Below are 12,644 nucleotides of genomic sequence, written 5' to 3'. Positions count from 1 at the left end.
GATCACCTCAAGCGGAGAAGTCGGGAACAAGTTCGGGAACGGGTGACATTCCTGTCACGTACCGTAGCGTCCCGGTCGCTCCGGTGGAGCGGAGTTCACCATTCCGGTGACCCCCGCGGAGCGCCGGTGGTACGGAGGGGGCGTACGGCGGCACGAGCCCGCGCCGCTCCGGCCGGCGCCGCTCCGGCCCGCGCCCGGGGCGGTGTGACCGGCGGCCGGTGCCCGGGAGAGCATGCGAGGACGAACGGGCAGGCCCCCGAGCCGGGCAGGCCCCAGCCGAGAGGAATTCCGATGACTGGTGTCACCACGTCGGTGCGCGCGGGCGTCGCGCATCTGGTGCTCGACCGGGCAGCCGCGCTGAACGCGCTCGACGCGGAGATGGTGACGGCCATGCGGACCGCGCTGGACCGCTGGCGCGACGACCCGGACGTCCGCACGGTCGTCGTACGCAGCGCGGTGCCCAAGGCGTTCTGCGCGGGCGGCGACGTCCGCGCGCTCCGCGAGGCGGTACTGCGCGACGAGCACGGGACCGCGCGCGGCTTCTTCCGCGCCGAGTACGCGCTCAACCGGGAGATCGCGGAGTACCCGAAGCCCTACGTCTCCCTGATCGACGGCATCGCCATGGGCGGCGGGCTCGGTATCTCCGTCCACGGAGCGGTCCGGGTGGCCACGGAGCGGGCGGTGTTCGCGATGCCGGAGACCGCGATCGGGTTCGTCCCCGACGTGGGGTCCTGCTACTTCCTGCCCCGCCTCCAGGGCGCGTACGGCCGCTACCTCGGGCTCACCGGCGCCCGGCTGGACGGGGCCAGGTCGGTAGGGGCCGGACTCGCCACCCACTTCGTCGCCTCGGCCGAACTCCCCGAATTTATCTCCGCGTTGGGCACCACCGGGCTCGACGACCTGCTGGACAAGGCCGCCAGGCCCGTACCGGCCGAGGCGGACGGCCTGCGCGGGGCCGTGGACGCGGTGTTCGCGCCCGGCTCCCTCGACGAGATCGACGAGCGGCTGCGTACCCACGAGCGGGCGGGCGTCCCCGGAGCCGGCGGCGCCGAGTGGGCCGCCCGCACCCGCGCACTCCTGGCCGCCGCGTCCCCCCTGAGCCTGCGCCTCACCGACGAACTGCTCCGCCTCGGCGCCCGGGACGACCTCGCCGGCTGCCTGCGCCGCGATCTCACGGTGGCGTCCCGGCTCGTCCGCGAACCCGACTTCGCCGAGGGCGTACGGGCCGTCCTGGTCGACAAGACCCGCGACGCACACTGGACCCACACCTCGCCCGCCGCCGTACCCGACGAACTGGTCCGCGCCCTGCTCGCGGACGAGGCCCCATAGCCGTTCCGCCGTGTGCCGTTCGGTGGAACTCGAAATAACTCGCCTCATATCCTGAGCGAATTCCCGACGCGGGACACCGGACCGGCGCGCTTCCGGACATCCCATCCCGGATCAAATCCACGGATGGCGCCGCATTTTCTCCGTGCCCCCGCGATGGTGGGATCTGGTGCACCGAGTGGGTTTCCCGGTAGATTCCCGGCCCAGCGGTCACGCCCGATCGATATTTCCGCATCCCATTCCCTTTTGCGTCCGTATCCGGCCCTTCACCGCCGGTCGGCCGACGCGCCGCGCGTTCGACTGCAACAGCCGCACACTGCCGTACCACTTACCCGACTCCATCCTCCCGAAGGGATCAGCCGATGAGTGCCGAACAGCGTGCCGAAATCCGGGTCGAGGACCGTATCCGGGCCTCCTACGAAGCGTTTCACCGCAGGGACATCGACGCCGTTCTGGAGTTCTTCCACCCGGACATCGAGTGGGTGTACCCCGACTCGCTGTCCGGCCTGGGCCTGGGCGGCACCGAGCACGGCCACGCGGGCGTGCGGAAGTTCCTCGCGCAAGTGCCCTCCGTGCTCGGCGGGATGCGCATGGACCCGGAGGAGTTCCTGGTCGACGGCGACCGGGTGGCCGTCTTCGGCACCCGCCTGGTCACCGGACTCGACGGCCGCAGCGCCGCCCTGCGCTTCGTCCACTCCTGGACGCTGGCCGACGGCAGGGCCGTCCGGTTCGAGGACCATTTCGACGCAGGCGAACTGCTCCGGCTGATCGAGCCGGACACCGCCCCGGCGAGCGACGCCGGCCGGCCCCCGCGGCCCGGTGGCCTGCCCGGCGCGGACGCCGAGGACGCGCCGGACCGGCTCGTCCAGCTCGGCCTCGGGTTCTGGCCGGCCAAGGTGCTGCTGACCGCCCTGGAGCTGGGCCTGTACTCGGAGCTGGCGGCGGCGGGTCCCGCCGACGCCGCGACCCTGACGGCCCGGCTGGGGCTGCACGAGCGCGGCGCCCGCGACTTCCTCGACAGCCAGGTCGCGCTGGGGCTGCTGGACCGCGAGGACGGCGTGTACCGCAACGCCCCGCACTCCGCGACGTTCCTGGACCGGGCGCGGGACACCTATATCGGCGGCCTGTTGGAGATGGCCGGCGAGCAGTGGTACCGGTCGTGGGGCAACCTCACCACGGCGTTGCGCACCGGGCAGCCGCAGAACAACCTGGCGGGCAAGGACGGCGATCCCTTCGACGCGCTCTACAACGACCCCGAGCTGACCCGCCGCTTCCAGAAGGCGATGACCGGCGGTTCGATGGCCGCCGCCCAGGCCCTGGCCCGGCACTTCCCCTGGGCGGAGTTCTCCCGGGTGGTCGACGTCGGCTGTTCCGAGGGCATCCTGCTCAGCACCGTGCTGGCGGAGCACCCGCATCTGAACGGGGTCGGTTTCGACCTGCCGCAGGTCGCCCCGAGCTTCCAGGACACGGTGGCACGCGTCGGGCTCGCGGACCGGCTGCGGTTCGCCGGCGGCAGTTTCCTCACCGACCCGCTGCCGCCGACCGACGTGATCGTCTTCGGGCGGGTGCTGCACGACTGGGGCCTGGAAACCAAGCGGATGCTGCTGGCCAAGGCGTACGAGGCGCTCGCGCCCGGCGGCGCGGTCGTGGTCTACGAGTCGATGATCGACGACGACCGGCGGGAGAACGCCTTCGGCCTGCTGACCAGCCTGCACATGCTGCTGGAGAGCCCCGACGGGTTCGACTACAGCGGCGCGGACTGCCTCGGCTGGATGGCTGACGCCGGCTTCAGGGACTGTACGGTCCGACCGCTCCAGGGCCCGGTCTCCGTGGTGGTCGGCCGCAAGTAGCCCGCGCACGAAGGACGGTCGAGGCTGCCGCGCCGGTCCGCGAGGGAGACCCGGCGGACCGGCGCGGCGCCGCAAACCTCCCGCACCGTCACTCCGTCTTACGCCGCCCGTTGGTAACCGTCACTCCCACAGAAGTCATCGGTGGTGGCGCACGGGCTTGAATGGATCCCCACCACCAACAGTGAGGAACACCGCGATGCCTGCGCAGGTCCAGCGTGCACCCGCCGCTCCCCAGTTCGGCCTGGCCCTGGGGACGGACGCCGTGAAGGCGGACGAACTGGTCGGCCTTGCCGAGCTGGCCGACACTCTCGGTCTGGAACTGCTGGGAATCATCGACCACCCCTACACCGGTACGAACCTGGACGCGTGGACGCTGCTGACGGCCGTCGCCGCCCGTACCGAGCGCATCCGGGTCTTCCCTGACGTGGCCAACCTGCCGTTCCGTCCGCCGGTGATGCTGGCGCGGGCCGCCGCCTCGCTCGACCTGCTCAGTGGTGGCCGGGTCGAACTGGGCCTCGGCAGTGGTGTGCTGGCCACCCGGGGCAGCGGTGGCGCGGGCGCTCCGCGGCGCACCCCCGGGGAGGCCGTGGCCGCGCTCGCCGAGGCGATCGAGGTGATCCGCCTCGTGTGGGGCGAGCCGGAGCAGCCGGTGAGCTTCGAGGGCGAGCACTACAGCGTGGAGGGCGTCGCGGCGGGCCCGGCTCCCGCCCACCCGATCGGGATCTGGGTCGGTGCCTACGGGCCCAGGTCGCTGGAGGTGGTCGGCCGGCTGGGCGACGGATGGCTGCCGTCGTACCCGTACGTGGACCCGGCCGGACTGACCGAGCGCAACAAGCGGATCGACGAAGCGGCGGTGGCCGCGGGGCGGTCGCCCGGTGACGTCCGCAGGCTCTACAACATCGTCGGCCACATCGACCCCAAGGGCGGCGAGCCGTTCCACGAGGGTGTCGCCGGCTGGACCGAGCGGCTCACCTCGCTGGTGATCGACCACGGTGTCAGCGGAATCCAGCTCGCGCTTTTCGAACCCGGCCTCGACTATGCGTGGCAGGTCGAGACCTTTGCCCAGGAAGTCGTTCCGGCGGTTCGCGAGGCGGTAGAGAAGGAATGGGGAAAGCAGTCGCGATGACGGTCAGGACAACTCCTTCCGGTGAGGCGATGGTGAGCCAACTGCTCTCCGCCCACGCGGGTTTACGCAATGACATGGACAGCCTGCGGCAGGCATTGACATTGCTGACGCAGCGGTCGACCGCCACGGCGGCCGAAGTACACGCACTCGTCGACAACCTGGCTATGCGCCAGAATGCCTGGCAGTTGAAGTCTTTCTGCGATTTCTACTGCCGGACGCTGGAAACCCACCATTCCATAGAGGATTTCCGTATCTTTCCCGCGGTGCTCAGGGCCGCCCCGGAACTCACCCCCGTGGTGGCGAAACTGGAGGCCGACCACCGGCGTATCGGGACACTGCTCAACGCGGTGACCGACGCGGTCGCCTCGCTGTCCGGAGACGATCCGCTCTGGGCGACGGCGCACTCCGCGGTCGGCACGCTCGCCGACCATCTGGAGGAGCACCTGACGCTGGAGGAGGAGCACATCATCCCCGTCCTGGGGCGACTGCCGGCCTGGGTCTGACCCCGGTTCCCACCGTCCCCCTTCTGCCGTTCCTGTCCTTCCAGGGAGTGCACGTTGTTCATCGCCACTGTCATTCTGTCCGCGCTCCTGGCCGTGGTGTACGCCGCGGCCGGGAGCTCCAAGCTGCCCGACCGGCCGAAGAACACCGAGATGGCCGCGCACATCGGCCTGCCGCCGGGGCGTCTGCGGGTCATCGGACTGCTGGAGATCGCCGCCGCGGCCGGCCTGCTGATCGGCCTGTTCTGGGCCCCGCTCGGAGCCGCCGCCGCCGCTGGTCTCGTCCTGCTGATGGCCGGCGCCTTCATCGGGCACATCAGGGTCAAGGACCCCGTGAAGGCCATGGCCCCGGCGCTCACCCTGGGCATCCTGGCCGCGGTCACGTTCGTCCTGCGGATCGCCACGGGCTGAGCCCGACGCGTCGGCGCGGGTAAAGCAGCAGGCCCGGGCGGAGGAGAACCTCCACCCGGGCCTGATAGCCGGTGCGCCACCCCATGGGGTGGCTATCTGTCTGTGTCCGAGGGGGGACTTGAACCCCCACGCCCGATAAAGGGCACTAGCACCTCAAGCTAGCGCGTCTGCCATTCCGCCACCCGGACCAGGTGTCTGCCGGAGTGCCTCGCGGCGTTCCGACGTGGAAAACCATAGCAAACAATCGGGGGTGCCCGATCACGCCGTGGTCCCGGGCCGCCTTGTGTGACGGGCGTGTGACAGGCCGGGTCCGGTCTTGGGTGTGGGGGCGGATCGCGGGAGGATACGAGGGACAGCAAGCGACGACCGTGGGAGTGAGCAGCGTGGGCGAGCCGAACGCGGGCAGGGCCGTATCGGGCGAGGACGAGGTCGTCGACCTCTGCCGGGATCTGATCCGGATCGACACCAGCAACTACGGTGACCACTCGGGGCCGGGGGAGCGGCTCGCCGCCGAGTACGTCGCGGAGAAGCTCGCGGAGGTGGGGCTCGAACCGAAGATCTTCGAGTCGCACAAGGGCCGCGCCTCCACCGTCGCCCGGATCGAGGGCGAGGACCCCTCCCGGCCGGCGCTGCTCATCCACGGCCACACCGATGTCGTCCCGGCCAACGCCGATGACTGGAGCCACCACCCCTTCTCCGGTGAGATCGCGGACGGCTGTGTGTGGGGCCGGGGCGCCGTCGACATGAAGGACATGGACGCGATGACCCTCGCGGTCGTCCGCGACCGGATGCGCAGCGGGCGCAAGCCCCCGCGCGACATCGTGCTGGCCTTCCTCGCCGACGAGGAGGCGGGCGGTACGTACGGCGCGCGGTATCTCGTCGACAAGCACCCCGGTCTCTTCGAGGGCGTGACGGAGGCGATCAGCGAGGTCGGCGGCTTCTCCTTCACCGTCAACGAGAACCTGCGGCTCTATCTCGTCGAGACGGCCCAGAAGGGCATGCACTGGATGCGCCTGACCGTGGACGGCACCGCCGGGCACGGCTCGATGACCAACAACGACAACGCGATCACCGAGCTGTGCGAGGCCGTGGGGCGGCTCGGCCGCCATCAGTGGCCGGTGCGGGTGACCAAGACCGTACGGTCGTTCCTCGACGAGCTGTCCGACGCGCTCGGCACCCCGCTCGACCCCGAGGACATGGACGCGACCCTCGCCAAGCTCGGCGGCATCGCCAAGATGGTCGGGGCCACCCTGCGCAACTCCGCGGCCCCCACCATGCTCGGCGCCGGCTACAAGGTGAACGTGATCCCGGGCCAGGCGACCGCCCATGTCGACGGACGGTTCCTGCCGGGGTACGAGGAGGAGTTCCTCGCCGACCTCGACCGGATTCTCGGCCCGCGCGTCCGGCGCGAGGACGTGCACGGCGACAAGGCGCTGGAGACCAGCTTCGACGGGAAGCTGGTGGACGCCATGCAGACCGCGCTGGTCGCCGAGGACCCGATCGCGCGGGCCGTCCCGTACATGCTGTCCGGCGGTACGGACGCCAAGTCCTTCGACGACCTCGGCATCCGCGGCTTCGGGTTCGCCCCGCTGAAGCTGCCGCCGGAGCTGGACTTCGCCGGCATGTTCCACGGGATCGACGAGCGGGTGCCGGTGGACGGGCTGAAGTTCGGTGTGCGCGTCCTCGACCGTTTCATCGATCACAGCTGACCGGGTAATTCGCCAATCTGTGCGTCGGTGACTGAGAAGAGTGAATGCGACCGGCCGGTCGTAGCCTCGCTCGTCGCTCTTCGTTACACATGTGCGGTCCGAGGAGGCTGGGACCGCACTTGTCTACGAGGAGGAACACATGCTCAAGAAGGTCGTCACTGCTGCCGCTGTCACCGGTGGTCTCGTGCTCGCGGGCGCGGGCATGGCCGTCGCGGACTCCGGCGCGCAGGCCACCGCCGTGGGCTCCCCCGGCGTGCTCTCGGGCAACGTGCTCCAGGTCCCGATCCACGTGCCGGTCAACCTGTGCGGCAACTCGATCAACGTGATCGGTCTGCTCAACCCCGCCTTCGGCAACACCTGCATCAACAAGTGACGTCGTAGCTCACCCGTGAGGGTCTGAGCCCGGCCCCGGCCCCGGAGCGCGCGCTATGCGCTCCGGGGCCGCTGGGCATCCTGCCCCGGCACCGACGCCCAGGGGCAGTCCCCAAGGCAGAAGGCAGGAATCGAAGCAATGAGGCAGGTCACGCGCAAGAGCCTGATCACCGTGGCGGCAGCGGGCGGCGTGCTCGCGCTCGGCGGCGGCTACGCGCAGGCGGACGCCGGAGCCGGCAGCACCACGGCGAACTCCCCGGGCGTCCTGTCCGGGAACAACGTCCAGGTGCCCGTACACGTCCCGGTCAACGTGTGCGGCAACACCGTCGACGTCGTGGGAGTGCTCAACCCGGCGTTCGGCAACACCTGCGCCAACGTGTCCGGCAAGCAGCAGTCCGGCGGCGGACACGGTGACGCGTACGGCGGCGGCGCGCACACCACCACCCCGTCGTACGGCGGCCACCACGAGGGCGGCTCGCACCCCGGCGCCACCCACACCGTGCCGGCCGGCGGCTCACACGCCGGCGGCGGCGCGCACGCGGGGAACACCACGGCCCACTCGCCCGGTGTCGGCTCCGGCAACAGCGTCGAGGTGCCGATCGACGTCCCCGTGAACGCCTGCGGGAACAGCATCGACATCATCGGGCTGCTCAACCCGGTCTTCGGCAACGGCTGCGCGAACGTCGAGACGCCCGTCACCCCGCCGGTCCTGCCGGAGCACCCGGTGACCCCGGGCAAGCCCGGCCGGCCGACCGAGGAGCGCGCGGTGCCGCCGGCCCCGGAGCAGGTGAGCACACCGAACACCCCGGAGACCCACTCCGTCGCGAAGCCCGAGGAGGAGAAGGAGGTGCTCGCCGAGACCGGGGCGGGCGGGCTCGGGATCGCGATCGGGTCCGGCGCCGGACTGCTGCTCGCGGGCAGCATCCTCTACCGCCGCGCCCGCGCCTCCGCGTAACCGGCCGCGCACAGAGGGGCAGCAGGGACAACAAGGGCGGGCCCCGCAGCAGCGGGGCCCGTTCCGCACCACTCACCAGGTGGCGCGCACCTGACGGATGATGCGACGGCGCAGCCGCACCCTTCGGCTGCCGTCCCGGTGCAGGCTCAGTCGGTCCAGTTCCCAGTGTCGGTACTCGGCGTGGTCGGTGAGCAGACGGGCCGCATCCTTGCGAGAGACTCCGCGCGGCACGTACACGTCGACAAATTCGTATTCCGGCATCGCATCTATTGTGCGTGCAGCGGCCCGGTACGGATAGCGTCTGCACTATGTCTGATGCTGCGCAGCCCACCGCTGCCGAGGTACGCGCTGCCGCCGAGGCGGTCAAGGTCGCTCTGGACCGCCATCTGGCAGCGGTCGAACACCGTACGGGTGAGGACGATCCGGCGGTCTCCGACGCGTTCAACGCCCTTGCCGTCGCGGCCGAGGTCTACGACGAGCGGCTCTACCACCGCTACGACGAAGTCACCCCCTTCGAGATCCCGGACCCCGACGACTCCCTGCCGCCCTATACCGGCCCCGAGGAGCCCAACGCCCTGAGCGTACTGATCAGGCGCGATTACGCGGTGGCGGAGCCGCAGCGGCTGCTCGCACAGGCACAGCGCATCGCCGACGTGGAGGGGGAGGGCGACCGCGGAGCGATCGCGGGCGGCAGTGTGCATGCCGCGCTCGGTGTGCTCTTCGGCGAGTACGAACCCGACGAGATCGCCTCCCGGCACAAGGAGTTCGGCCTGGAGGAGGGCGACTCCACCCTCTGGGTGGCGGCGGCGGACGATCTCCCGGAACCGGGGGAGTGGCTGTCGGCGCCCTTCGACCACGCCGACCCCCAGCAGGTGGTCTGCCGGTTCGACGTCAGCGCCGTCTTCGACGAGGACGACCTCGACGCCGACCTCGACGATCTGGAGGAGCAGGACGCCTGAGGCCGGGAATCTCCGGGCCGGGAATCTCCGGGCCGGGCCGGGAACCCCGGGGACGCCGCGCACCTCCGTCCCCGGGGTTCCCGGCGTCCCGGCCGTGGTTCACCCCGGCTGTGCCGCCGCCGGGGCCAGCAGCGCCGTCAGCAGCGGGCGCAGCCGCGTCGTGCGCTCCTCGGACGGGATGTCCGACACCGCGCGCGCCAGTGCCTGGTCGACACCGTGGACGACCGACAGATGGCGGTCCCCCCGGCTGAACGCCGTATAGACCCAGGGCCGGTTCAGCCCCTGCGCCGCGTCGCCCGGAAGCACCACGACCGCCGCCGGCCAGCGCATCCCCGCCGCCTGGTGCGCGGTGAGCGCCCAGCCGTGGCGTACGGACTGCTCGACCCGCTCCCGGTCCACGACGACCGGTGTCCCCGCGCAGTCCAGCCGCAGCCCCGCGGCGTCCGCCGAGACCACCGAGCCCTGGAGCGTCCGACCGGGCGCCGGTACGTACGCGACCCTGTCCCCCGGGTCGAAGCCGCCGAACGCGCCAGGTCCCGGGTTGAGCCGCTGCTTGAGCGCCGCGTTGAGCGCGCGGGTGCCGCAGGGGCCGCCGTGGCCCACGGTGATCACCTGCGTCTCGCCGGCCGCCACGCCGAAGGCGCGCGGCACCGACTCCGCCACCAGCTGTACGGCCCGGTGCACCGCCTCGCCCGCGTCCCGCACCGGGACGATCACGACCTCCTTGCCGGGCGCCTCCACCGGGGACAGCTCGCCGGCGCCGATGCCCGAGACCAGCTCGCCCAGCGGGCCGGGATCGGGCGTACGGGAGGCGACGCGCGGGCACACCCCGGCCGCCAGCAGGTCCGCGAAGACCCGTCCCGCGCCCGCCGACCACAGCACCCCGGGGTCGCCGCCGAGCACCAGCCGGGCGCCGTCCGGCAGGGACTCCACGAGCATCGCGGCCGTCTCCACATCCAGCTGTGGCGCGTCCAGCACCACGAGGAGGTCGAGCGCGAAGGCGCCGTCCGCGTCCCGACCGGGGCCCTCCGCGCCGGCCAGCAGCCCGGCCACGGTGACGGCGCCGGCCTCGGCGCCCAGCCGCGCGCGGCCGTTCTCGCTGTGGGCCGCGACCACCACGCGCAGGCCGAGCGCGCGCGCCGCGGCGGCCAGCGCGACCGGTTCCGCGCGCGCCGCCTCGCCGCCGGTGTGCAGGACGAGCCCGTGGCCGGTGACGGCCCGGATCAGCTCGGCGGCCGAGGGCGTGGGGGCCCCCGCGGCGGCCTCCGCCCAGGACGCGCCGGACCAGGCAGCCCCTGACGCCTCCTGGCCGGTCTTGACCAGCCGCGCCAGCCCGTCGGCGAGGCTCTCCTCGGCGAGCGCGTACCGGTCGAGGCCCAGCAGCACCGGCGCCGACGGCGCGGCTTCATCCTCCCCGGAGGCCCCGGCCCCGGACCCGGCCTCGCCAGTGTCGTGGGGCTCCGCCGCGCCCTCCTCGATGTCCTCGTCCCCGGCGCCGTCCCTGAACACCAGTACGGCGCCCTCGGCCACGGCGTGCCGCACGGCCTCGTCCGGGTCGGGCACCGCGTGCCCGGCGAGCGCGGAGCGCACCGAGGACGCCTCCAGCGCCGTGTGGCCCCGGAGCGCGGCGCGCTCCAGCAGCCGGCCGACCAGCGCGGCGGCCCGGCGCTCGTCACCCGGGCCGCACGCCGCTCCCAGCAGCGCCCGCGCGAACCCGTCGGCCTGCTCGGGCCGTACGCCCGGGACGGCGAGCAGCAGCCACGGGTTGGCGCGCAGCGCGTCGGCGGCCCGCTCCCCGAGAACGGCACAGAGCTGCCCGGCGAGCGACTCCGGGGCCCCGCCCTCCCCGAGCACGCTCCGTACGGCGGCCGTCGCCTCGGGCGGCGCCGCGGACGCGGGGCCGGGGGCGGCGGGCGCGGACGCCCCCGCCGGTACGGGCGCCTGTGCCGGTACGGCGGCCGGTGCGGCGGCCGGTGCGGGTGTCCGTACCGGCGCGGCGCGCGCCAGCAGGGACGGGTCCACCGGGGCGCCGCTCTCCAGGGCCCGCACGGCGGCGAGCAGATCGGCGGCCTGCCCGCTCAGCTTGGTGCCCGCGGCGATCGGCCCCTCCTTCTCCGCCTTGCGCTGCTCGATCCGCTCCCGCAGCTCCCGCTGCGCCGCCAACTCGGCGGCGGCCTCGGACACTTCGGGCTCGGCAGCCTTGGTCCCGGCCGCATCGGCCGCATCGGCCGCATCGGTGGCCTCGGACGGTGTGCCGGTGTCGGTGTCGGTGTCAGCGGCGGTGTCAGCAGCAGCGGTGTCGGCGGGCTCGGTCTCGGGCACCGGCACGGGCTCGGCCTCCTCCACGGCGGTGGGGTCGCGATCCGTACTCACAGCGTGCTCCAGTCCTGATCGGGATAGCGGTGCACGGGCGCCGACACATCGTCGAGCGCCCGGCAGATCTCGTCAGGAAGACTAAGGCTCTCCACTGACAGTGCGGCCGTGAGCTGCTGCGCGTTGCGCGCGCCGACGATCGGCGCGACCACGCCAGGCCGGTCCCTGACCCAGGCCAGCGCCACCTCCAGCGGGGTCGTCGCCAGCCCGTCGGCGGCCGTCGCGACGGCGTCGACGATCCGCCGCGCCGCGCCGTCGAGATAGGGCTCGACGAACGGTGCCATCTGCTCGGACGCGCCCCGCGAGTCCGGCGGTGTGCTGTGCCGGTACTTGCCCGTGAGCACCCCGCGGCCGAGCGGGGAGGACGGCAGCAGCCCCACCCCGAGGTCGTTCGCGGCCGGCAGCACCTCGCGCTCCACCCCGCGCTGGAGCAGGGAGTACTCCATCTGGGTGCTGGCCAGCCGGGTGCGCGTCCCGGGCGCGGCGAGCTGCCAGGTGGCGGCCTTGGCCAGCTGCCAGCCGCAGAAGTTCGACACTCCCGCGTATCTCGCCCGGCCGCTGGTGACCGCGATGTCCAGCGCGCTGAGCGTCTCGTCCAGCGGTGTCTCGGTGTCGAAGGCGTGGACCTGCCACAGATCGACATAGTCCGTACCGAGCCGCTCCAGCGAGTCGTCCAGCGCCGCGAGCAGATGCCCCCGGGACCCGTCGAAGCGCCGGTACGGATCCGGCACACTGCCGGCCTTCGTCGCGATGATCAGGTCCCGGCGCGGTATGAGCCGCTCAAGGATGCGGCCGAGCAGATACTCGGCCTCCCCGCCGCCGTACACGTCCGCGGTGTCGACCAGTGTGCCGCCGACCTCCCAGAATGTCTTCAACTGGTCGGCGGCGTCATGTTCGTCGGTGTCCCGTCCCCAGGTCAGGGTGCCGAGCCCGATCCTGGACACACGCAGGCCGGTACGGCCGAGATGCCTCTGCTCCATGGCGGTTGAGATTACTGGCCGTTGCGGCACGCCGAGCGAGCCTGTGGACAACGTGGCCGTCATGGAGCCGCCCGAGGGCCCTG

General features: G+C 72.4%; 12 protein-coding genes and 1 tRNA gene. 9 read left to right on the top strand and 4 right to left on the bottom strand.

Features of this window, described 5'->3' with window-relative positions:
• Positions 1-291 precede the first annotated feature (291 nt).
• From AB0389_RS05660 to AB0389_RS05640, 5 genes are all read left to right on the top strand, one after another.
• The gene (locus AB0389_RS05660) at positions 292-1,329 is read left to right on the top strand and encodes an enoyl-CoA hydratase/isomerase family protein (RefSeq protein WP_366394024.1); all 1,038 of its coding nucleotides are present in this window, start codon (positions 292-294) and stop codon (positions 1,327-1,329) included.
• Between the two features lie 359 nt (positions 1,330-1,688).
• On the top strand, positions 1,689-3,176 hold the full coding sequence (locus tag AB0389_RS05655) for a methyltransferase (protein WP_366394023.1): 1,488 nt from the start codon (positions 1,689-1,691) through the stop codon (positions 3,174-3,176).
• Between the two features lie 196 nt (positions 3,177-3,372).
• Positions 3,373-4,302, top strand: a complete 930-nt coding sequence (locus AB0389_RS05650; protein WP_366394022.1) for an LLM class flavin-dependent oxidoreductase — start codon at positions 3,373-3,375, stop codon at positions 4,300-4,302.
• Between the two features lie 29 nt (positions 4,303-4,331).
• Entirely contained in the window at positions 4,332-4,805 is a 474-nt protein-coding gene (locus AB0389_RS05645) for a hemerythrin domain-containing protein (RefSeq protein WP_366394021.1), read from the top strand.
• A 54-nt stretch (positions 4,806-4,859) separates the two neighbouring features.
• A complete protein-coding gene (locus AB0389_RS05640) occupies positions 4,860-5,213 on the top strand; it encodes a DoxX family protein (RefSeq protein ID WP_366394020.1) in 354 nt (117 codons plus the stop codon).
• A gap of 103 nt (positions 5,214-5,316) precedes the next feature.
• Here the strand turns inward: AB0389_RS05640 and AB0389_RS05635 are convergent.
• Positions 5,317-5,401, bottom strand: a tRNA-Leu gene (locus AB0389_RS05635).
• A gap of 195 nt (positions 5,402-5,596) precedes the next feature.
• Between AB0389_RS05635 and AB0389_RS05630 the strand changes: the two genes are divergently transcribed.
• The 3 genes from AB0389_RS05630 (at position 5,597) to AB0389_RS05620 (ending at position 8,249) form a co-directional block, all read left to right on the top strand.
• Complete coding sequence (locus AB0389_RS05630) at positions 5,597-6,922, top strand: M20/M25/M40 family metallo-hydrolase (protein WP_366394019.1); 1,326 nt, start codon at positions 5,597-5,599, stop codon at positions 6,920-6,922.
• 139 nt (positions 6,923-7,061) lie between these two features.
• The gene (gene chpH / locus AB0389_RS05625; protein ID WP_366394018.1) at positions 7,062-7,295 is read left to right on the top strand and encodes a chaplin ChpH; all 234 of its coding nucleotides are present in this window, start codon (positions 7,062-7,064) and stop codon (positions 7,293-7,295) included.
• A gap of 138 nt (positions 7,296-7,433) precedes the next feature.
• Entirely contained in the window at positions 7,434-8,249 is an 816-nt protein-coding gene (locus tag AB0389_RS05620) for a chaplin (protein WP_366394017.1), read from the top strand.
• A 72-nt stretch (positions 8,250-8,321) separates the two neighbouring features.
• On the opposite strand, the gene AB0389_RS05615 is transcribed toward AB0389_RS05620, so the two are convergent.
• Complete coding sequence (locus AB0389_RS05615; protein ID WP_366394016.1) at positions 8,322-8,510, bottom strand: DUF5703 family protein; 189 nt, start codon at positions 8,508-8,510, stop codon at positions 8,322-8,324.
• Between the two features lie 47 nt (positions 8,511-8,557).
• Between AB0389_RS05615 and AB0389_RS05610 the strand changes: the two genes are divergently transcribed.
• Positions 8,558-9,208, top strand: a complete 651-nt coding sequence (locus tag AB0389_RS05610; protein ID WP_366394015.1) for a hypothetical protein — start codon at positions 8,558-8,560, stop codon at positions 9,206-9,208.
• Between the two features lie 99 nt (positions 9,209-9,307).
• On the opposite strand, the gene AB0389_RS05605 is transcribed toward AB0389_RS05610, so the two are convergent.
• Both AB0389_RS05605 and AB0389_RS05600 read right to left on the bottom strand, forming a co-directional pair.
• Positions 9,308-11,554: an ATP-dependent RecD-like DNA helicase gene (locus AB0389_RS05605; protein ID WP_366394089.1), complete on the bottom strand. Its 2,247-nt coding sequence runs from the start codon at positions 11,552-11,554 to the stop codon at positions 9,308-9,310.
• A 23-nt stretch (positions 11,555-11,577) separates the two neighbouring features.
• A complete protein-coding gene (locus AB0389_RS05600) occupies positions 11,578-12,561 on the bottom strand; it encodes an aldo/keto reductase (protein ID WP_366394014.1) in 984 nt (327 codons plus the stop codon).
• Positions 12,562-12,644: the final 83 nt, after the last annotated feature.

The sequence above is a fragment of the Streptomyces sp. NPDC093109 genome (assembly GCF_040701725.1).
Taxonomy (GTDB): domain Bacteria; phylum Actinomycetota; class Actinomycetes; order Streptomycetales; family Streptomycetaceae; genus Streptomyces.
Note: the sequence above shows the minus strand (reverse complement) of the source record. Positions and strands in the feature narration are given on the sequence as shown.

Bases quoted from the DNA above. Each gene is read 5' to 3' on its own strand.
- AB0389_RS05660 (WP_366394024.1), top strand. From the start codon at position 292: ATGACTGGTGTCACCACGTCGGTGCGCGCGGGCGTCGCGCATCTGGTG.
- AB0389_RS05655 (WP_366394023.1), top strand. From the start codon at position 1,689: ATGAGTGCCGAACAGCGTGCCGAAATCCGGGTCGAGGACCGTATCCGG.
- AB0389_RS05650 (WP_366394022.1), top strand. From the start codon at position 3,373: ATGCCTGCGCAGGTCCAGCGTGCACCCGCCGCTCCCCAGTTCGGCCTG.
- AB0389_RS05645 (WP_366394021.1), top strand. From the start codon at position 4,332: ATGGTGAGCCAACTGCTCTCCGCCCACGCGGGTTTACGCAATGACATG.
- chpH (WP_366394018.1), top strand. From the start codon at position 7,062: ATGCTCAAGAAGGTCGTCACTGCTGCCGCTGTCACCGGTGGTCTCGTG.
- AB0389_RS05620 (WP_366394017.1), top strand. From the start codon at position 7,434: ATGAGGCAGGTCACGCGCAAGAGCCTGATCACCGTGGCGGCAGCGGGC.
- AB0389_RS05615 (WP_366394016.1), bottom strand. From the start codon at position 8,510: ATGCCGGAATACGAATTTGTCGACGTGTACGTGCCGCGCGGAGTCTCT.
- AB0389_RS05610 (WP_366394015.1), top strand. From the start codon at position 8,558: ATGTCTGATGCTGCGCAGCCCACCGCTGCCGAGGTACGCGCTGCCGCC.
- AB0389_RS05600 (WP_366394014.1), bottom strand. From the start codon at position 12,561: ATGGAGCAGAGGCATCTCGGCCGTACCGGCCTGCGTGTGTCCAGGATC.